19 protein-coding genes are annotated in these 20,361 nt (G+C 44.6%); 6 read left to right on the plus strand and 13 right to left on the minus strand.

What is annotated here, in order from left to right:
- Positions 1 to 124: 124 nt before the first annotated feature.
- From BJP34_RS47495 to BJP34_RS15135, 4 genes are all read right to left on the minus strand, one after another.
- Positions 125 to 280 (minus strand): hypothetical protein, encoded by a 156-nt coding sequence (locus BJP34_RS47495; RefSeq protein WP_229424379.1) that lies wholly within the window; start codon positions 278 to 280, stop codon positions 125 to 127.
- Positions 271 to 1,479: a Rieske 2Fe-2S domain-containing protein gene (locus BJP34_RS15125; RefSeq protein ID WP_229424380.1), complete on the minus strand. Its 1,209-nt coding sequence runs from the start codon at positions 1,477 to 1,479 to the stop codon at positions 271 to 273. The genes BJP34_RS47495 and BJP34_RS15125 overlap by 10 nt, the downstream gene beginning before the upstream one ends.
- Before the next feature lie 135 nt (positions 1,480 to 1,614).
- Positions 1,615 to 2,463 (minus strand): DUF3598 family protein, encoded by an 849-nt coding sequence (locus BJP34_RS15130; RefSeq protein WP_070393050.1) that lies wholly within the window; start codon positions 2,461 to 2,463, stop codon positions 1,615 to 1,617.
- Positions 2,464 to 2,650: 187 nt separating this feature from the next.
- Complete coding sequence (locus BJP34_RS15135; RefSeq protein ID WP_229424381.1) at positions 2,651 to 4,507, minus strand: ABC transporter substrate-binding protein; 1,857 nt, start codon at positions 4,505 to 4,507, stop codon at positions 2,651 to 2,653.
- Positions 4,508 to 4,848: 341 nt separating this feature from the next.
- Here BJP34_RS15135 and BJP34_RS15140 point away from each other — a divergent pair, with 341 nt between their 5' ends.
- The 3 genes from BJP34_RS15140 to BJP34_RS15145 all read left to right on the plus strand — a co-directional run bounded on the left by BJP34_RS15140 (position 4,849) and on the right by BJP34_RS15145 (position 7,096).
- On the plus strand, positions 4,849 to 5,655 hold the full coding sequence (locus BJP34_RS15140) for a hypothetical protein (protein ID WP_070393051.1): 807 nt from the start codon (positions 4,849 to 4,851) through the stop codon (positions 5,653 to 5,655).
- Between the two features lie 135 nt (positions 5,656 to 5,790).
- Positions 5,791 to 5,919 (plus strand): hypothetical protein, encoded by a 129-nt coding sequence (locus BJP34_RS48915; protein WP_267876576.1) that lies wholly within the window; start codon positions 5,791 to 5,793, stop codon positions 5,917 to 5,919.
- A 64-nt stretch (positions 5,920 to 5,983) separates the two neighbouring features.
- A complete protein-coding gene (locus tag BJP34_RS15145; RefSeq protein ID WP_070393052.1) occupies positions 5,984 to 7,096 on the plus strand; it encodes an acyl-CoA dehydrogenase family protein in 1,113 nt (370 codons plus the stop codon).
- Between the two features lie 222 nt (positions 7,097 to 7,318).
- Here BJP34_RS15145 and BJP34_RS15150 read toward each other — a convergent pair whose 3' ends face one another.
- The 7 genes from BJP34_RS15150 to larB form a co-directional block, all read right to left on the minus strand.
- Positions 7,319 to 8,305: a tetratricopeptide repeat protein gene (locus BJP34_RS15150; protein WP_193431327.1), complete on the minus strand. Its 987-nt coding sequence runs from the start codon at positions 8,303 to 8,305 to the stop codon at positions 7,319 to 7,321.
- On the minus strand, positions 8,295 to 9,557 hold the full coding sequence (locus tag BJP34_RS15155; protein WP_070393054.1) for an RNA-guided endonuclease InsQ/TnpB family protein: 1,263 nt from the start codon (positions 9,555 to 9,557) through the stop codon (positions 8,295 to 8,297). Before BJP34_RS15155 ends, BJP34_RS15150 begins: the two co-directional genes overlap by 11 nt.
- A gap of 26 nt (positions 9,558 to 9,583) precedes the next feature.
- The gene (locus BJP34_RS15160) at positions 9,584 to 10,114 is read right to left on the minus strand and encodes an IS607 family transposase (protein ID WP_070393055.1); all 531 of its coding nucleotides are present in this window, start codon (positions 10,112 to 10,114) and stop codon (positions 9,584 to 9,586) included.
- 60 nt (positions 10,115 to 10,174) lie between these two features.
- Positions 10,175 to 10,972 carry an AAA-like domain-containing protein gene (locus BJP34_RS15165; protein ID WP_070393056.1) on the minus strand — a complete coding sequence of 266 codons (798 nt, stop codon included), beginning with the start codon at positions 10,970 to 10,972 and terminating at the stop codon, positions 10,175 to 10,177.
- A 29-nt stretch (positions 10,973 to 11,001) separates the two neighbouring features.
- Complete coding sequence (locus BJP34_RS39900) at positions 11,002 to 11,205, minus strand: hypothetical protein (protein WP_149030994.1); 204 nt, start codon at positions 11,203 to 11,205, stop codon at positions 11,002 to 11,004.
- Between the two features lie 98 nt (positions 11,206 to 11,303).
- A complete protein-coding gene (locus BJP34_RS43385) occupies positions 11,304 to 11,495 on the minus strand; it encodes a hypothetical protein (protein WP_158517232.1) in 192 nt (63 codons plus the stop codon).
- 334 nt (positions 11,496 to 11,829) lie between these two features.
- Positions 11,830 to 12,627, minus strand: a complete 798-nt coding sequence (gene larB / locus BJP34_RS15175; protein WP_070393058.1) for a nickel pincer cofactor biosynthesis protein LarB — start codon at positions 12,625 to 12,627, stop codon at positions 11,830 to 11,832.
- 309 nt (positions 12,628 to 12,936) lie between these two features.
- Here larB and BJP34_RS43390 point away from each other — a divergent pair, with 309 nt between their 5' ends.
- Positions 12,937 to 13,176, plus strand: a complete 240-nt coding sequence (locus BJP34_RS43390; protein WP_158517233.1) for a hypothetical protein — start codon at positions 12,937 to 12,939, stop codon at positions 13,174 to 13,176.
- On the opposite strand, the gene BJP34_RS15180 is transcribed toward BJP34_RS43390, so the two are convergent.
- Positions 13,168 to 14,952: an ABC transporter substrate-binding protein gene (locus BJP34_RS15180; RefSeq protein ID WP_070393059.1), complete on the minus strand. Its 1,785-nt coding sequence runs from the start codon at positions 14,950 to 14,952 to the stop codon at positions 13,168 to 13,170. The two genes, BJP34_RS43390 and BJP34_RS15180, sit on opposite strands and share 9 nt — an antisense overlap.
- Positions 14,949 to 15,164, minus strand: a complete 216-nt coding sequence (locus tag BJP34_RS43395) for a hypothetical protein (protein ID WP_158517234.1) — start codon at positions 15,162 to 15,164, stop codon at positions 14,949 to 14,951. Before BJP34_RS43395 ends, BJP34_RS15180 begins: the two co-directional genes overlap by 4 nt.
- 844 nt (positions 15,165 to 16,008) lie before the next feature.
- Between BJP34_RS43395 and BJP34_RS15185 the strand changes: the two genes are divergently transcribed.
- Together BJP34_RS15185 and BJP34_RS15190 are read left to right on the plus strand one after the other, a co-directional pair.
- Positions 16,009 to 17,304, plus strand: coding sequence for an ATP-binding protein (locus tag BJP34_RS15185; RefSeq protein WP_083305191.1), 1,296 nt, complete (start codon positions 16,009 to 16,011; stop codon positions 17,302 to 17,304).
- Positions 17,305 to 17,368: 64 nt separating this feature from the next.
- Positions 17,369 to 20,353 carry an ABC transporter substrate-binding protein gene (locus BJP34_RS15190; RefSeq protein ID WP_083305607.1) on the plus strand — a complete coding sequence of 995 codons (2,985 nt, stop codon included), beginning with the start codon at positions 17,369 to 17,371 and terminating at the stop codon, positions 20,351 to 20,353.
- Positions 20,354 to 20,361: the final 8 nt, after the last annotated feature.

Consider the following 20,361-nt stretch of genomic DNA (forward strand, 5'->3'; position numbering starts at 1 on the left):
TTCAGATATCCTCTAAAATATCACTTTGGGGTTTGCGATCATGGTTTTATAGTAAGATTATTAATCTTACTATAAAACCATGAATTATACAGAGTTAGTTTATGACCTTGAGGTCAAATTAGGGTTAATGACGAGTGTAAGAACGCTCGAAATGGGTTTTTACTTGATGGGCAACTGTTGCGATAACAACGGCTGAGCCAGACCCTAAAATAGCAACTAGTTCAGTCCCAGAACCATCCGTAACTATTGCCAAAGCTGCCAATGCGATCGCTACTCCCACAAAAGTCGTAACCGGTTGGTTACCTGATAGGCTCGATTGCAGGAACCACAGATTTGAGTATGTCGCCTTAATCGGTCTAGGGGAGCTGGTTGTTGATTATCCTCCGATTCTTTCTGGGGTAGCTTCCTGGTAGAATAGCCTTGATAAAAAGGTAAAGACGTTCCGAACTTATCGAGCCACTTGCGATACTCAATCAACAACAGATCTGATGTTTTGAGTGGCAAATACAGAGAGTTTAGGCTTGTTCCCAATCGCTCCACTTCTGCCTGCTGTCCCACCACAAGTGGTAAATCTTCTTCTAAGAATTTGTCTCGGTACCAGTGTTCCATCCAACGAGGTTGTAGCTTCAGTTTCCAGGTAGAATAATTATTATAATTCCTAATAATAATACGGCATTTGCCTTTACCTATAGGAAGGGAATAAAGTGCTGCTCCACCGATACGAACTGATTTTTCCTCTCTTGAGCTTCTGTAGGTCACTAAATTGGGAGCAACGAAATCAAGGTTTACCCATGGGCTATTCTTTTGCCTGGTTTTTCGGTACCTGCCTCGAATCCCAAGAGTAGAACTTTCCAGGACTTCCATTTCTAAGGGTTGAGCGTATTTTCGACTACTTAGGGTGCCCTCGTGGCTGATGTAGAGGTGAGAGGGATCGAGGGCATTTTCTATAAAATAGCTTTGGTCGTAGGGGAGGTCTATCATATAGTCTGAGCTAGCAACTGTAGGATTGTCCAAATCCGCTACAGTTGGGATGCCCTCGAGATCAGCAGCTTCAGGTTTCCCCATCCATACCCAGACAATACCTTGCCGTTCGACAACCGTAAACGATTGCACACAGGCTTTGGCTGGAATCTTGGCATCTTCTGGTAACTGGGGAATGTGCAAACATTGACCATCTTGACCAAATTGCCAGCCGTGATATAAGCACTCGATTTTACCATCAATGATTTGTCCGTCCGAGAGTTTAGCGGCGCGGTGAGGGCAGCGGTTTGTTAAACAAGCTAGCTTACCATCTTGGTTTCTGAACAATACCAAAGGCTCGTCGTACAGGGAGAAGCTGTAAGGACGGTCTGTGGGCAGGTCTTGCACAAAGGTGACAGGATACCAGCTCTGCTGCCAGTTGAACTCTTGCTGTGTTTCAATTATTGGAGCGGTGGCAGTTTTTTTTACTGCTTCTGGTTTTTTGGTATCAACTCTCATCGATAACTTCCTCTATGAAACAACTGACCATCAAAGATGGCGAATCTGGAGTTTTTTCGGCACTGACGCCAGCAATACTAAACCTTCACTGTCAATCCTAGTACTAAGACTTGCTAGACATTGCCCACCCTATTGTTAGACAATCACGCATTCCTGGGTAATCAAATCAGCTGCGCGGGTATCATCCGTGAAGTTAGCAATCCCTCTCTTGATTCTATCGGTGCTGTATTTCCAACTAACTATCAGAGTGCTATCGTTACCAGGCTCAAGGGTTTCTGGCACGTTTATGGAAATCCCGTCGGGAAAATCAAATATTAATCGACCGTCCTTCGGCCAATGGGTAGGGTAATCTGGCAGGGGAATTTCATCAAAGGTGCCTGATCGTAATACCAGGGTGTCTATGGCCTTAATGCTCGGATAATCCCGATTACTTACCTCTGGTGTCTGATTAGACCAGGGAAATGGGACAAGGTCAAGTTTTACTTCGCGAAACAAGGAAATCCTGGAGAGTACACATCGATTCTCTGAGTCCTTGGAGGGATCGGGAAGATAACTAATTACCACGCTGATACGACGGTTCCCTTGGAACAGGTAAATTTCGGAGAAGTTGGCCTGGTCTTTCCTCAGAGGTCTGCTCATTACACCAGAGGATTTAGAGGAAAACATCGTCGTTGAACTCAGATCGATGGGGTGAGAGATACCTGGACCGCATTTCTCAATAATCCACGTATTTTCTTGGACTTTCGAGGGGTCGTCTTGGTTAATAAAACATAGATAATGCTCAAGTTGAGATGCATCTGCTAGAGGAGTAAATCGTCTTGTGGAATCAAGGACTTGATCAAGACTTCCGTTACCATTATATCGAGAAAGAATTCCTTTCCAGGTGAATCCATGATCCTCAATAAAGCGATACCATTGTCGGAATAATTTTTCCTCTGACTGGTCAGTTGATGGCTTCTCCTGAATCTGATTACTATCATTCATATTTCTGTACTCCGTCTAGTCTGAGTTAACCTCCTCTAAGTTAACAAAGAAAGTGATTGGCCTACGGCCAATCGCTTTCTGAAGGGGTGACAAACAGCGCTAATTTCTTCTTCGCATCTCCCCATCTCCCCATCTCCCCATCTCCCCATCTCCCCACAATCCCCATCCCCCAAGGCCCAAGACTTGATTAGTTTTCCGCAATTCTCAGCTCATCAATGTTCCATAACGGTCCCCCTAAGCTAGAAAATTTGATATTCTCGATGCGATCGCGTACTGCCTGAAAGTCTAGTGAATTGACCAGGAAAAACACGGGCAACTCCTCGGCAACGATTTCCTGGAATCGACCATAAATCGCTTTGCGTTTGCTCTGATCAAGTTCTTGTATCCCAGCATTGAACAGACGGTCAATCTCTTGCTCCCAGTCAGACACTTCCCACCCTTCTAGTGGTGGTTGTCCGGGTTGAGGACCTTGATTAAATTGATGAAACGAGCCTCCACTGTACCAGAACAGAAATACAGTGTGAGGCTCACTCACTCCTGCTCCAAAGGCACCCACATAACACTCCCAATCCCGAGTCGATAGGAGCTTTCTGAGCACAAGGTTGAAGCTGAGTACCTGCAAATCTGCTTCTATCCCAATTTGGCTCAAGTCTTGTTTAATCTGAACTGCTGCGTCCACTCGGGATTTATCGTCTGATTTCACCAGCATAGTGAATTTTACCCGGTTGCCATCCCAATCCAGCAGCTGATTTTGGGAGTTATACCTGAAACCCGCCTCTAATAGTAATTGTTTTGCTTTCTGGGGTTCATAGTTGTAGACTTTTAACCCGTCTTCTGGGGAAAGGTAATAGGGACTTTGGACAGCAATCGGGGAATGTTGTACTTCACCCAGTCCTCGATAAATATTAGTTTTCATTCTTTCCCGGTCAATAGCATAGGCTACCGCTTGTCGAAAGGCCAAGGTATTGAACCAACGGGACTTGATTGGGTCTACGAAAGGTTTTCCCTGAGCATTGCGAGCTTTGTTGAGATTAAAACCGACAAACCTAATGCTAGGCATCGGTCCTCCATTGTAAATGGTGTATTTCCCCCGCTTTTCCTCTCGTTTAAGTAACCCAAAGGCCTCGGGATTGACTCTGAGGCTATCCAACTCCCCAGAGCGAAATCTGAGTAACTGGTTATCAGAGGATGGGATAACTTGTAAGACAATCCGTTGAATGTAGGGTTGGGGATTTCCCTGAGCATCCGCACGCCAGTAATAAGGGTTGCGTTGTAGGATGACTCGCTCAGCAGGGGTATACTTTTCTAGTCGATAGGGACCATTGCTAACAATGTCTTGGGGATTGGTGTTAGTGCCCCAAGTTGAAAGAAACTGGGGATTGCCATTACCATCAGTGGCTTGCACAGACTCTTGTAAGGCATGAGCCGGTAGAATGGCTAGGGTTCCTGCGGATCTCACAAATGGCGCAAAGGGTTGTGGTAAGGTAAACTCAACTCGCCGCTGATCTAGTTTGCGCACCGATGGGTACTTACCAGTACTACCAATCTTGAGGAAATCTCGATGCACTGTGGGAATTTTGGGATTCAGGTAAAGCTCCTGATAGGTAAAGATCACATCATCCACCGTCAGGGGTTCCCCATCAGACCACTTTAGCCCATCCCGCAGGGTGAAGGTGATCCGCTGTCGGTCTGAGGAAATGTCCCAAGATTCAGCTAGTCCTGGCTCCAACTTCCCTGTCATGCCATTCTGAGTCAGTAATCCTTCGTATATATAACCAAACACACCGTAGATAGAGCTATTAACAATATAGTTAAAGCTAGTTGGGTCACTAGGAGTAGCTAAAACTAGTTGAGAGACCTGAGCTGCCTGAGTCTTAAACTGGTTCGGATGGCAACCTGTAAGGGTCAATAGACAAAATAGCGCCAGCGCAACAGCTAGACCCAGGGGTCGTAAGACGTGTTGAAAAGGGAGGAGTGTGGGGAGAGGAGGAAGGGAAGAATTAGTTTTGGATAAGAGGATATCTTTAAATACATTTTTAATCATTGTCTTGATGCAGTCGCAAATGGTAACGGTATCGGTATTAAAATTTATATAGCAAAGGGAATAGGGAATAGGGAATAGGGAATAGGGAATAGGGAATAGGGAATAGGGAATAGGGAATAGGGAAATCCTAAATCAAAAGTTATCACAGATTTATGATTTCTCTAGTAATTTCATGGCTATAACCATAACGTGATCATCAACAAACGGGATCAACAAACCGGATGCGCGAGCATCGAGCTATTACGGTAAAGCATACCCGATATTCATAAAACAAATGCGAACGCATACATCAGCTTTGGATACTTAAAGCACAGATTTGCGATAGTATCCAAGGGAGTGTCATGGCCGAAACAGTAGAGTCAAGCAACCTAGACAATACCAATAAATTGGGGTTTTGTGATGCCCCGATACCGAAAATAATCTATGTCAAAAACTCTGAAAATGGTAAGTACCTGTGGCACTTTTGGAATCACTCAGAAAATAAACCAGAAGCCATTTACCACCAAGCCATCCGATGTTTTGTGAGTGGGATTGAGATAGTGGCAAAAGAATTTCTTGAGAAAGAAGTGCTTAAACTCCGCATCCAAGTGCTAGCGGATAAACCGTATTCTATCCAGTCAGGGATTGATAGTATATTTTCTCGTTGCTTTTTGCTTAGTCTTGTTAAGCTATCCCCTGAGCAAGTAAAGGAACCGCTGACGATCGCTCTGAGGGGTAATGATACCTCAAAAGGTAATCCAGCTACGGTGTTCTGTTCCCTCTATGATAGTAGAGACCGCTATATATCCTATGATTGGGATGCTTCTGTTAATATCTACTCGATTGCCAATGCCTGCCAGTCACTTTTAAGTGGTCAGCCAATTTCACAACCAGGACCAGAGTCAGAGCCACAAACACAGCCACAGACCCGGGCACAACAATCGGAAGATTGGATCAAGTCCCACGAATCTTTTGAAATTCTAAAGCAGACGTCCAAGGAACTTCAACGGTTGCGGTGGTCAAAACAAGATGGAGTTAAATACCTACAACAGGTTTACGGGAAGATTTCCCGTCAGTTTCTGACACCTGAAGAATTGTTAGATTTCCTCAAGAGGCTACAAAGCTTTCCCACCCCTGACAATGAAAACATGGAAGAAACAGTTTTTTAGCAGAAAGATTTTAATTGGTATCCACAGCTACGATTCCGCAAAGCCGACGCGAGTCACGCGAACGCGCCCCGCGTGGCCTACGGCCTCAGCTTCCGCGCTTATGCGAACGCTTTCGCTCACTGGGGGCGATTGACCTTGGCCAAAAGGCCACGCGATCGCGTTTGGTCACGCTACGCGATTGACCTTGGCCAAAAGGCCACGCGATCGCGTTTGGTCACGCGGGGCGCGTTCGCTTTTTTTGAGGAAAGTAGCTCACGGAATTGAGCAATGGTATAAATCACAGTGGGATTATTAATAATGTAGTAGATCAGAGTAACTAGAAAGGTTAATGCAGGTGAGCAAACGGTATCCCGATAATGACCAACAAAGCCTATTAGAGACAGCAGAGTCTTATCTAAGGGAATCCGTTGCTCCCTTGGCTTCAGAAATTGATAGTGCTCCTGAGGTCTTACGAGAGGCTCTCAAGGGGATGAGCGTTCGCACTTTGCTAGGGCTAAGGATTCCCAAATCCTGGGGAGGTCTCGAAGTTAGTAGCACAATCTTTGGCTACTTCCAGCAACTGGTAGCACGGTATTCTGGTGCTTTGGCATTCTTGCAAATGCAACACCAGAGTGCTGGAGCAATGATCGCCTACTCTGAGAATGAATCGTTGAAGCAGCAGTATCTTCCTAAATTAGCCCAGGGTCAAGTGCTAGTTGGTATCGGTTTTTCCCAAGTGCGACGAACAGGTAACCCACTGGTGAAAGCTATTCCGGTAGATGGTGGATATCAGATCAGTGGAAAAGTGCCTTGGGTTACTGGGTTTAGCTTGTTTCAAGAGTTTGTCATTGGTGCAGTATTGCCTGATGGTCGAGAACTTTACGGTATGGTGCCATTGACTCCAATCTGCCAAGATGCAGGTGGTACTATTACCTTTAGCAAACCAATGGCACTGGGGGCGATGCAATCCACCAATACCGTTAGTGCTACCCTTATGGATTGGTTATTACCCGAAGAACGTGTGGTCTCGATTGCTAAAGCAGGTGCAATTCACGGAAATGACCAGAAAAAAGTTTTGTCTGCTGGTTTTTTGGCCCTAGGATGTGCCCAAGCTGGACTGGACATTGTAGAAGCGGCGGCCAAAACCAAGCAACTGGATTTTCTATACAATGCTTTTGAATCCCTCAACGGGGAATTGATTCGCTGCCAGACAGCTATGCTCGAAGCAGCACAAGGGGATTCTCAGACGTTTGAACAACGGCTACAACTGAGGACTTGGGCAATTAATTTAGCAGGAAGATGTGCTCAAGCAGCGGTTACTGTGTCTAGTGGTGCTGCTAACTACAAACACCATGCTGCCCAGCGAGTCTATCGGGAAGCTTTGGTATTCACTGTATCTGGTCAAACCACCGCTATGATGGAGGGAACTCTGGCTCGGTTGGTAAATGTTTCCTGTGGGTGAATCCTCCCTAAGCATTCAGCATTCAGCTATCAGCTATCAGCTAATGCATCCCATCCAAATAGACCAAGCCATCAGTATCAACAGTCCTTGCTCGACATCCCTGCACCGTTGCTAAATATTTTGGAAAATATGTCTAGTTTGATCGTCAAACTCCTTGGTAAAGGTTTCAGTATCAGGTAACTTCCCAGTTCTTAATTCTCTGAATAGCAAAGAACCAGCAATTTATAGCAGGGCCGGATGTCCACCAGCCCTGTTTTTAATGACATCCCGTAATGCTGGTGTGATGGGAATACTTGCCATTAATTGCTCCACTTCAGTTTCCGTTAATGGCTTAAGGGATTGAAACAAATAATGGTTATACCAGGGAGAACTATTGGGATTAAAAGGAGGACCAAGTTCATTGAGAGGGCGAAGTGAGGTGACAATCATTGATAAATATCTCCTCTCCCGAGAGTGATAGGCAATACTGCTACACTCAGTGACAAAGATTTCCATGTCAGCTTGAGTATAGTGCGGGTTTTCTCGCAAAGCGGCATCATAGTCATCTACTAGCAACACCAAGAACTTGTTTCGTTTTCCAAGCTTTCCCAATACTTGGCGCATAACCCTGGCAGTTACTTTTCCGTGGTCGAGCAATGTCTCAATTTCAGTCTGAAGGTCTGGCTCACTGTCCAATTTATCGATCAGCTCAGTTAAAACTTCTTGCCAAAACCCGGAAGCTGTAAACGGTTGGATACTTTCGCAACTGAGTAGCACCATCAAAGCCTGGGATGGGTCTTGTCCATACTCTTTCCAAACGTCCGGAGAAGCCAGGAGTTCCAGGAAAGAGGTCTTACCCATCCCAGGACCACCCCAAATGGCTAAGTTACTGCGGTTCGAGATTTGATTAAAACTAGCCAGAATTTCTGATTGTCGTCCCACAAAACGGTCTGGGGGAACTGGTGCGCCTACAACGAAAGGATTGTTTAATTGGTTATAGAATTGATAAGCTTGTTTATTATCTGGCTCTATCCTTAGCACTTGGTCAAATTGCCGCCTGGCTAGGATAACTTCCCCTACTTCCATCAGGTGTTGTGCATAACCTAAACGCGATCGCACTAATCCATCCTGATTCCGGACTGGATCAACTAGGTATGCTCGCTGATAGCATTGCACTGCTTTATCAAATACGTGACCTTCCAAATATATCCGATACTTTTTAGCTACCAAAATCTACCAAGGGCGGATTCTGGCTCACTAATGCAAGCTGATCTCGCAGCCAGGGGGTATCTCCCAAGGCTCGCAGAAATATACCACGAGCACCGTTGATGTCTCTGTCCATGACTTTGCCATCAACTTTTGACTTGATAGTCTTACTCCCGCCTATGTTTACCAGTTCACCTGTCCAGCTAACAGTCTTACTGGTGTAAGCCTCGCAGACATCTACGACTGTTTTTCCAGTTATGCACGCTTTATGCTTTAAAAATTCTTTGAAGCGATAATGAGCAAAGCTGAGCATGTTCCGAACGGTTTTAGATCTGATTTTTCTATTCCTTTTCTCCGACATTTTAGATGTTTCAAAGGTGGGAAGTAGAATCACATCAAAGTTATCAACCAAAAACCTAGCTGTCTTATGATGAAGCTCATTGATTAGGTTCTGGATCTTGATAACCATTCGCCTAGCGGCTTTTCTCATCCGACGCTTTTGTCCGCGTTTGGCTTTACTTATTTTAGACAGTAAATTATCTAAATGCTGACACAGGCGTTGGATGCGAGAAAAATCTCCGTGCCCAATCTTTCCTACAGATGTCTCACTGAAAAAAGTGATGAAAGTTCTGACTCCAGGGTCTAAGGCAACTACTCTACCTTGGTTTTCGGTATATGATACAGCTACCTTGTGAGGGACTACTAGATAGTAATCGCCATTGTTGCTAGTTAGTCGGCAGTCGCAAATATCTACGGGTAAGTCTTCAGCGTAAGTCAATTTACCCAGCTTTGTGTGATATATTCCTGTCTCAGAAACTGCTGACTTAGGGATATAGCAAGACTGAATAGGGTTCTTCCTTGATCTAAATCTTACCCGATTAATTTGTGACGTCTTTTTATACTTTTTCTTAGCCTCACTGACAGCAGTACAAGCGTCCTTTATCGCTATCGATTTAATCTGATAAGGTACTTCCTTGCACCACTCGGGAAGGTCGTTCAGTATTCCTGTTTTGATGGCTTTCCAATTGGCTTTTACAACGCCTGCTTGGAGAATTTTGACGGTTTTGTTGAACACATAACGGGACACTCCGAACCATTGGCGAATAAGAGATCTCTGGTCAGGATTTAGGAACAGTCGAATCTTCTTTGATTTTTTTACCGTACTTTCGGAGTCCGTGAACCCGGCAGGAGAAGACGTGAATGATGGACATAAGATCTGCGGTAAGTTCGGACTCTGGGCAGCTTTCAGATTGGCTGAGAACCAGGATTTTTCCACCGTTGAGACCGACCGGAGATGAAACCTTAGAGTAGTGCAGCCTTACTACAAAACCAAGACCCTATGCTGCATAATTTACCAACTATAAAGGCTGCACTACTCTTACGGTAACTTCTAACCAAGTACTCAATGAGTTCAAACCCAAATCGGGTAAGTCTGTCTTTACAGGCAACAACAATCGTGAGCTGATCTCCGAGCACAATTCGCTCCAGTATGGTTCTAAGCCCTTTCCTCTTGTAGTTAAGACCTGAGCCGATGTCAAAGATGATTTCGGCGTCGGGGAAGAGGGAATGGAGATAGGCGAGAAGTCTGTCGAGGTCGTCTCTTTGTTTGCTGGTACTGACTCGGCAATAGCAAATCGTCTTGGCAGATCGTTCACAAAGTTGATCAGGTTTTGAACGTCTTGCTCCGAACCTGAGGACATCTTCTGAATGAAATAGTCTAGTTCCGCCTGGAGTCCTTTCGCATCTGAGAGTGCCATTATCTGCGTACTTCCGTAACGTGTTCCTTGATAGTCCCGTAAGTTCGACCGCCTTACGGATTGGTATAAGTGCCATGACTTAAATCTAACACTTGCTTGTAGATAGTGTTAGATTAGTGGAAATTTTTGGTAACTGTCACAAGCCTCCAGATCGTAACTCTTGGTAAAGCAGATAACCGGCATTCTGTAGCAAGACCGGGTGTCCATCAGCAATCTCTTTAATACCATCCCGCAACGCTGGTGTCATCGGCATACCAAATAGCAGAGTATCTACTTCATTCTTGTTAAATGGCTTAAGTTGTCGAAACAGATAGTGATTGTACCACGGGGATTTATCTGGGGTGAGACTCGGTCCAAGTTCATTAAGACGGCGAGATGACGTGACAATCATGGAGAGGTATTGCCTTTCCTCAGCAAAATAAGCTACGCTGCGACACTGACTTAGAAAGGCTTCCATGTCAGCTTCGGTGTAGGTTTCATGAGTGCGAAAGACAGCATCATAATCATCCGCTAGCAATACTAGGAATTTGTTGTGTGCTCCCAGCTTACCTAAGACTTTTTGGAAATCTTCAGCAGTGCTTTTTCCGTCTTGCAGGAATTTATCGATATCTGCTTGCAGCCCAGGATTGCTGTCGAGTTTAGTTTTAATTAAACTCAAAACCTTTCCCCAGAAGCCAGACCCACTGAAGGGATGGATACTGAGGCAATTTAATAACACAATCACTGCTTGGGATGGGTCGGTCTGGTGTATTCGCCAGATTTCCGGCCAAGTGAGTAATTCCAAAAAAGAAGACTTTCCAATGCCCGGACCTCCCCACACTGATAGGTTACTGCGATGGGAGATTTGATCAAAAGCGGTTTCAATCAGAGCAGTTCGTCCCACAAAACGCTCTGGGGGAACTGGCTTACCGACAATGAAGGGATTGTTTGGCATTGGAAGTAAGTTAGTGATTCAATCAGTAATTATTTAAGCAGTGTGGAACACGGAATCGGGAATAGGGGGAATAGTATGGGCAGAGTATGGGGAGTTTGGGGAGTCCGGGCGGTTTGGGGAGTGCGTCGAATGTACGAAGTGTGGGCAGTGTAGGGATGAGGGGGAGTGTGGAGAGGGAAGAAGTTGTTTTCGATTAAGATTAGGTTGGTATCTTTAAGTACATTTTTGTTCATTTTTCTCGTACTTCCTGCTCTGTTAACAACAACGATTTTGAGAAACGTTTATGAGTGGATTTAACTCTGATCGAACTATTTTCAGTATAGTGCAGTTCTCAATTGTGTGAGTTAATTTGCTCCTGGGTTGATGGGAGTGGGGAGTGGGGAGTGGGGAGTGGGGAGTGGGGAGTCGGGAGTCGGGAGTCGGGAGTCGGGAGTCGGGAGTCGGGAGTCGGGAGTGGGGAGTCGGGAGTCGGGAGTCGGGAGTCGGGAAAAATTCTGTGTAGCTTATTACTATGATAACCCAAAAAGACCTGAAATTATGAAGATATAGGGTTTCATATCTCAAAAAAATTAGCCATTAATCAGGCTACTATAAAATAGTTAAATTGGTGCTACGTTTTCAAAAATTTTAGGTTACTTGATCTGAATTTGTCTGTATCAAAAATTACTCTTATCTGTAGCATTTTTTTTTCTATTTCCTATAACTAGCCAGTAAGTAATCAGCTATCAGCTGTCAGCCGTCAGCCGTGAGCTTTTAGCTCACGCTACTTGAGGTGCCGGTCAGCTTATTTTATTTCAAAAGCACCGATTGGGCTACGGGCATAAGCTGAAAGCTGAAAGCTGATTACTGAAAGCTGATTACTGATGGCTGACGGCTGATTGCTTACCCTGCAACTTATTACCAGTCCTAAGAATTTGTCCAGCTAAGACAGCAGCACCAAAGCCATTATCAATATTCACTACTCCTATCCCTGGTGCGCAAGAATTCAACATGGTTAACAGGGGTGCCATACCACCAAAACTGGCTCCATAGCCGACACTAGTAGGAACGGCAATCACTGGACAATCGGCCATGCCAGCTACCACACTGGGTAATGCTCCTTCCATCCCAGCTACGACAATTAACACATCAGCCTCGGCAATCATCTGTCGATTATTCAGCAAGCGGTGGATACCAGCTACCCCCACATCCCAAAGGCGCTTGACCTGAAACCCACATAACTCAGCAGTAATGGCTGCTTCCTGAGCTACTGGTAAATCCGATGTGCCAGCGGAAATTAGACTAATGATACCGGCATACTTAGGTTCGAGGTGGGATGGTGCGATCGCACAAATCCGAGCTGTGGAATAATACTGTAACTCTGGGACTTTTGACTCTAGCTCCGTTGCCACCTCTGGTGTAATCCGTGTGGCCATTACTACCGGATTCCGCTGGCGCATTACTGCCATAATCTGAGCAATTTGGTCAGGGGTTTTGCCCTCTCCCCAAATTACCTCAGGAAATCCTGTTCTTAAGGTGCGGTGGTGGTCAATTTTGGCAAAATCACCCACTTCTTCGTAGGTAAAATCTTTCAGTTTATCTAGAGCAACAGTTGGGCTAAGGTCACCAGCCGCAACCGCTTCCAGTAGAGATTTTAATGCTTCGGGTTGAGTCATTTTATTTTAAGGGAGTAGGGAGTAGGGAGTAGGGAGTAGGGAGTAGGGAGTAGGGAGTAGGGAGTAGGGAGTAGGGAGTAGGGAATCGGGAATCGGGAATCGGGAAGAAGTTTTAATGGTTTAATATTTTCAATTTAAGGTTTAATGTTGAGCTACGATTTCTAGCAATTCTCTTTACCATGAGGTACAAATGGATCCCCCTAAATCCCCCTTAAAAAGGGGGACTTTGAGTGAGGTTTATAATTTTACATTATACATGCAATAAAAGCTATATAGTATTTCTAAATATATCATGAAGCCCAATCCTTATTGATCATAACATCAAAAACTCCTCGTATTTATTTCCTACTATTCCCTGTTCCCTATTCCCTGTTCCCTATTCCCTGTTCCCTGCTCCCTGCTCCCTGCTCCCTATTCCCAATGAAATTGATCATAACATCAAAAACTCCTCGTATTTATTTACTGTTGTTCCCTATTCCCTATTCCCTGTTCCCTATTCCCTATTCCCTGCTCCCTGCTCCCTGCTCCCTATCTCCCCATTCATTCTGAAATTTTCAGTTCATCAATATTCCAGAATGCGCCTCCTAGAGCTGAATATTCAATGCCTTCTATGGAATTACGAACTGCGGTCATGGAGAGAGGATTAATCAGATAAATATAAGGCAAGTGTTCTAAATTAATCCGTTGGGCTTCTTGATAAATCTTTTTGCGATTGTTTTCATCTAATTCTTGAGCGCCTTGGATATAAAGGTCACTTATTTTTTGCTCCCAATCCGCTACTTTACGACCTTGAATGGGGGATTGACCAGGGAAGGGTTTTTGATTAAAGCTGTGCAATCCCCCATCCACAGACCAGATATTAGAACTATTATTGGGTTCAAAGCCACCGCCACTAAAACCAAGGAGATGGCATTCCCAATCTAAGCTATTGCTGAGTTTGTCTACCAGGGTATTGAAGGCAATGGGAGTAAAATCCACTTGAATGCCAATTTTACTGAGGTCTTGCTTAATCTGTGCTCCCATGGCTTCTCGCAGCTTATTCCCAGCATTAGTCATTAAGGTGAAACGGACTCGATTTCCTTGGCTATCGAGGAGCTCGCCTTCGTCATTGTAGTTAAAGCCCGCCTTTAATAGTAATTTTTTGGCTTTTTCGGGATTATAGTCATACACGGGTAACCCTTTTTCTGGTGAGAGATAATAGGGGCTTTGCACGGGTAAATTAGAATATTGCGGCGCACCTAACCCCCGATACAAATTATTCAGCATGGTTTGCCGGTCTATGCCATAGGCAACGGCTTGTCTAAATTCGAGAGTATTAAACCAAAGGGACTTAATCGGATCTACTAAAGGCTGTCCATCCCGGCTACCGGTGTTGAGATTGAAGGAGATAAAACTGGAACTGAGGGTAGGACCACCGATGTGGATGGTAAAGTTACCCTTTTTTTCCTCTTGCTTCAGCAGGGAATAGTATTCAGGGGATACACCCAGAGCATCTAATCCGCCGGAGCGAAACTGAATAAAGGATGAATCGGTTGATTCTACAATTTCCCAGATCGCCCGCTCAATATAAGGTTGCTGCTTTCCCTGTTCATCTTTTTTCCAGTAGTAGGGATTACGGTCGTAAACCACCCGCTGACTGGTGCGGTAGAGTTTGAGTTTGTAAGGACCGTTGACAATAATATCTTCTGGATCCGTATCTACCCCCCACATGGTCAAAAACTTAGGATTCCCTTGTGAATCTTTGGTTTTCACCGATTCTTGCAGCACATGAGCCGGTAAGATCGGTAAGGCAGTATTGCGGAGAAAGGGCGCAAAGGGTTCGGGGACAGAAAATTCCACCCGACGTTGGTCTATCTTCTTGACCTTTGGTAAGGCTCGACTCTTGCCAACCCGGAGGATATCTCTAGAATCAGTGGGAATTTCTGGGTTGAGGTAGATGTCATTGTAGGTAAAGACGACATCATCAGTGGTTAGGGGCTGACCATCTGACCACTTTAGCCCCTCCCTCAAGGTAAATAGGATTTTAAGTTTATCGTCGGAAATCTGCCAGGATTCCGCTAAACCCGGGATTATTTCCCCGGTTATCCCATCAGTGTCTATTAAACCCTGAAAGGTAAGACCAAAAATACTGGTAGCACTTTGGTTGAGGGCATAGTTAAAGGTATTGATGTCACTGAGAATACTCTGGACTATGCGGGGAACGTCAGCTGCCTTGGTTTCAAATTGGCTGATGCTACAGCCAGGCAGTGCGATCGCAAAACTCACAGCCAGGAAAATGCCTAGAAAACGATGCCAGAGAACTACAAGAGAATTACCAGAGATCATATAAGAAAGGGAACAGGGAACAGGGAATAGGGAGTCGGGAGTCGGGAATCGGGAGTCGGGAATCGGGAATCGGGAACTACTATAATCAACTCTGTACTAGCATACCAAGCCGCGTAGGGTGCGTTAGGGGCGGGCTTGCCCTCATGTTCAACCTCGTACTCAGTGTTTGCACAGCCCGCCCCGTAACGCACCACCAAAGGGCTTCCCCTCATGTTCAACCTCGTAGCCAGTGTTAGGTTGCTGCCCGTAACGCACCACCGAAGGGCGAGCCCTCATGTTCCACCTCTTCGGGTCTAGTGCGATCGCTTTTTGCTGAGATCTGGCACCAGTACAAAAAAACTTACAGCCGTTTTCAGATCAATTGACCTGACTACCTTTAGCTGCAAGCCCCCTAAATCCCCCGAGCGAGGGATTGCTCGCTCGGGGGACTTTAACTCAATGTTCCAAATTTTTATCGCTATTGCACAAAATTTGCTGTCACAACGTAATCAATAACTATTATTTAAGTTTATTCAAGAATCAAATCTAATTACTGTTCCCTCTTCCCTATTCCCTGTTCCCTACCTCACGAGGTTCAGAGGCTCAACCGCACACTTCCGAAACTCACCAAACTCATCCCTCTGTTCATATCAGAAAAAAACCATAACACAAGTCCCCTTATGGGTACTCTCAAAATTTGATTTATTGTGTATAATGTCAACCACACTTTTAAGAATAGGAGTAACCCACCAAAACCCTTGATTCGTAAACAGGGGATACATTAATAATGACCTTATAGGAGAGAAATGTTACGGTGAGTTAAATCACAAAACCATTAAAACTAAGTACATACATCACTGTAGTGTTATAGTTATTTGATAAATTTTCCAAAATTTTACCTAGAAAAGTAATCGAAGCCTAGAGCGTTAACAAGTTTTGCTAAAAACGTTCAATATTTCTCGATATAAGATAATAAATGAGTGCATTTTTGAAGACTTTTAACCAAGATAGGGTAGCATCGAAGCCCGAGATAATTATCAGATTAATCTAAATTAAAACTTGAATTGAAAATTGAATATGGAAGCCAAGATGATGCAAAATCCTTTTACCTACGGTCAGCCAGTTTCCCCAGAGCGTTTTGTGGGACGACGATCAGAAATTATGGCGGCCTTTGATCAAATCTATAGCCGCAGTAACTTAGCCCTTTGGGGTGGGCCAGCCATGGGCAAGACCTCTTTCCTGGAATTCTTGGCTTCCCCCCAAGTTTGGCAACACTATGAACAAGACCCATCCCAGGCTGTAATGGTACTCCTGAGTTGCGAGAGTATCCAACCCTTTACAGCTGCCGGGTTTTGGCAAGAAGTCTTTAGTCTGCTCCAAGAGGAATTAGACGGTGAGCCAGACCTCCAGGAACAGATCCAGACATTGCTGGACCAGGGACGAGCAACCACCAGAGACATGCGCCAAGTATTGCGGAAACTTGGCAAACGCCACAAATTCTTGCTGTTGCTAGTAGATGACTATGATTGGGCACTGCGGGAAAACCAGCACTATAACCATGCTGAGATGGAAACCTTTCTTACGGAGTGTCGCAGTATTGCCTATCACTCTCGGGAAAGACGATATTTATCAATGATTGTGGCCTCACTCCGCCCTCTCAATGAACTTGGTCCTGCTCTCAATCCCAATAGTTCTCCCTGGTACAACCATTATCTGTTCCAATCCCTGAAGCCATTTACTGACTCTGAGATTGATCACTTAATGGCTGGTATGCCAATGACCCCAACCTTACGGGGGCTGATCCGAGAGATTGCTGGTGGACATCCCGCTCTGCTCCAGATTGCTGGTTCTTTGCTTTATCGAGAGCTAAAAACTGGCAACGTCCCTGATGCCCAAGCCTTTGCTCGGGACTTTGAAGGTATTACCAGACCAATTTTTGAAACAATTTGGAAACGGTGTAGCCAAGTTGAGCAAGCTCTATTGATGTTGATGGCCTTGTTCAAATTAGACGGTCGTCTCCATCGTAACAAGCACTTTGACTTGAAGGGCATTGAGGTCATCTTTAGCCAACACCAGCGAGAGTTAACTAACCTTGTAGAACGAGGGGTGATTACTAAGCAAAACCAACAAGGAATTATGATCAGCCATCAAGACTTATTATTTACCTCATCGATTATGGAGCGGTGGGTGATTCAGGAACTTTGGCAGACTAATCATCAATTACTAAAAGATAGGCAAAAAGTCTTTCTCAATCTACTCAGCCATAGTCAAGCTGATCAAGTCACTGAAGCAATTAAGTGGATATCGCAACATCAAGACAAAGTCAAGACTGCTGTGGAATGGGTGAGTAAGGTGTTAGCTGCATTTTCCTGACTTCAAATGGCAGCAACCTTGAGTGTTTTGGATAAAAATTAAACAAATCATCAATCGTAGGCTAATGGTTAATAATTATTATAATCATCCTAATCCTTATGAAATCGGGAAGATAATTGATGATCCAGACAATTTTTTCGGACGGTATAGTCTGTTTCGGTTTATCGAAGACAACCTGAGCCAGAGGGTAAAGGTAATATTACTTCATGGTCAACGACGGATTGGCAAGTCATCGGTCTTGGCACAAATTCCCAAAAAAGTTAAAGTTACTAGGGATAAGTTTTTATTTGTTAACTTTGATTTGCAAGGCTACATTCACAAACCCTTGAGTCGTATTCTCCATGACTTGGCTCAAGAGATTATTGATCACTGTGAACTAGAGCCAGATGATATTACTCTCCCCTCAGAACAAGAGTTAGACACTGATAACGCTATCTTATCTAATCAATATTGGCTCCAACTTTTTCAGGTATTAAAAGGTAAAAATCTGGTTTTATTGCTGGATGAATTTGATGCTATACCTGAACACTATCCCCCATCAGCACCATTGAATTTTTTTACCTATTTAGCTAAGCTAATTAAACAGCACGATCAATTATTTGTGATTGCGGTAGTAGGACGGAATCTGGATGATATGCCCAATCTAGTCCAGGTGTTTAAGAGTTCACCCTCCCAAGAAATTGGTTTTCTGAATGACACCAGTACTAAACGGCTAATTAATAAAACAGCTCAGGGTGTCTTGACCTATGAAGAGAATGCCACCACAGAAATTTACCATCTATCTGCTGGGCATCCCTATTTTACCCAAGTCCTAGGCTTTACTCTGTTCTCGAAGGCGAGGGAGAACGACAACTGGACGATTTCTGCCCCAGATGTGGAGCTGATAGTCAACCAGGCTATTGAGAACGCTCAAGGGGGGTTGGCATGGTTGTGGGATGGCTTACCGAACCCAGAGCGAGTGGTATTTTCAGCAGTGGCAGAGGCTCAACAAAGAGCTATCTCCCAACGCCAGACGGTGCCAGAACACCCATTATCCTTCCTAAAGCGCTATGGTGTAATCCAGACCAAGTCCCTGTATAAAGCAGCCAAACGACTTAAAGACTACCGTTTCGTCGATGACACAGAATGTAGAGTAAAGGTGCCATTAGTCCGCCACTGGTTGATTCGCTATCACCCACTACAGCAAGAGATACTACCACTGGAGACTCTAGACCAAGACCAAACTGATCCGATCTATCAACTAGCCACTACACGGTATCAACAGGGGGAAATTAGGGCCGCACTAATGCTCTATAAAGAGGTATTGCAACTTAATCCCAATCATTTCAGCGCTCTGTTGGCTTTAGCTGAGGGCTATTTTCAGGTCAACGATTACAGGAAAGCCGTAGAACTCTATACAAGAGCCTATAAAGTTAAGCCAGTACCAAGCCAAGAAGGGTTGTTGCGATCGCTACTAAAGTATGGAGATCAGTTGATCGAGCAAAAAGAATTCACAACAGCCCAGAAGTGTTTTCAGAAAATGTTGGACATTGACCCTGACGATCAATTAGCACAGCAGAGACTAGACCAGATTGAAGCTCTTAGTAATCGACCTATCACTCCAGTTGATAATAATCCAAATCCTACTAGGTTAGGCATTGGCAAACTAGCAGCAGCTCTAGCCATAATTTCTTTCGTTGGTGTGGGTTTCTATTATAAGGTATCAACTCCCTGTCCAACCGGTGCCCAGAAAGTCTTCGGGATTAGATGTCTCGCTACTCCTATTAGTCGGGGTGAGCACAGCTTATTTCCTAAAACTGTCAACAACCAAAAAATTAACCAAAAAATTGACCGTGCTACTGAAGCATTCCGAAACAAAAACTATGCCCAAGCGGCTCAGGATTTTTACGAAGCTTGGCAGGCTAATCAAAATGATCCAGAATTGCTGATTTACTACAACAATGCCCGCGCTCGTCAACAGGGGTTTAATCCATTCACTATCGCTGCGGTGGTGCCCATAGACCAGTCAGAATACACGGCAAAAGAAACATTGCGAGGGGTAGCCCAGGCTCAACATCAGTTCAATAATTCAGGGGGATTAAATGGTCAATTCCTGGAAATTGCGATCGCTAACGATGGCAACAAACCAGCCAAAGCTAAAAAAATAGCTCAGGCTTTGGTTAATGACAAATTTATCCTGGGGGTAATTGGACATGACTCTAGTGATTCCAGTAACGCTGCACTGCCCGTATATGACCAAGCTGGCTTAGCGATGATTTCCTCCACCAGCACCAGTAATTATTTAACCAATGTTGATGTCCAGAACAACGTGTTCTTTAGGACAACTCCTTCTAATCTAGTATCTGCAATAAAACTGGCTGACTATGTCAAAACTGAAGCTAACTTAGACAAGGTGGTAATTTTCTATGATGCTAACAGTGTCTATAGTAAGGATCTAAAAGAAAAGTTTCAAACACACTTTGAACAACTAGGGGGTAAGGGAGTTCGGGAGATTGCCTTAAACAATCCCAACCTGAATATAACTCAAGAAGTTAAAAACAGTCTCTCTCAAGATCAAGTCAATGCGGCTATATTATTCCCGAGGGTGGAATCGGTTCATACAGCTATTAAGATTGCTAAAGCCAACGCTAACCTAAACCCTAACCCTAACAACGGAAGTCAGACAGGGCTTAGGTTGTTCGGTGCGTCTACTTTATATGAAAATAACACTTTGGAAGAGGGTGGGGAAGGAGTTGAAGGGTTGACTATAGTAGTTCCCTGGTTTAGGGAAGCACAAGATGCCCAAGACTTTTCTCAAGCAGCTAAGGAACTATGGCAAGGCGATGTTAGCTGGGCTACTGCTACGAGTTTTGATGCTACTCAAGCCTTTATTCACGCTTTGTTCCAGGACGCCGACCGAAAGCTAGTTCTCGACAGACTGCGCAATATTAATCTTGTACCGACTGATACCTCCGGGTTGGGTTTGCAGTTTACTGACCAAGGGGAGCGTGAGAGTGAACCTGTCCTGGTGGAAGTGGTTAACGGTAAATTTAAATTAGTGTCAGAGTAAGACCAAGA

Source organism: Moorena producens PAL-8-15-08-1 (genome assembly GCF_001767235.1).
Lineage (GTDB): Bacteria > Cyanobacteriota > Cyanobacteriia > Cyanobacteriales > Coleofasciculaceae > Moorena > Moorena producens_A.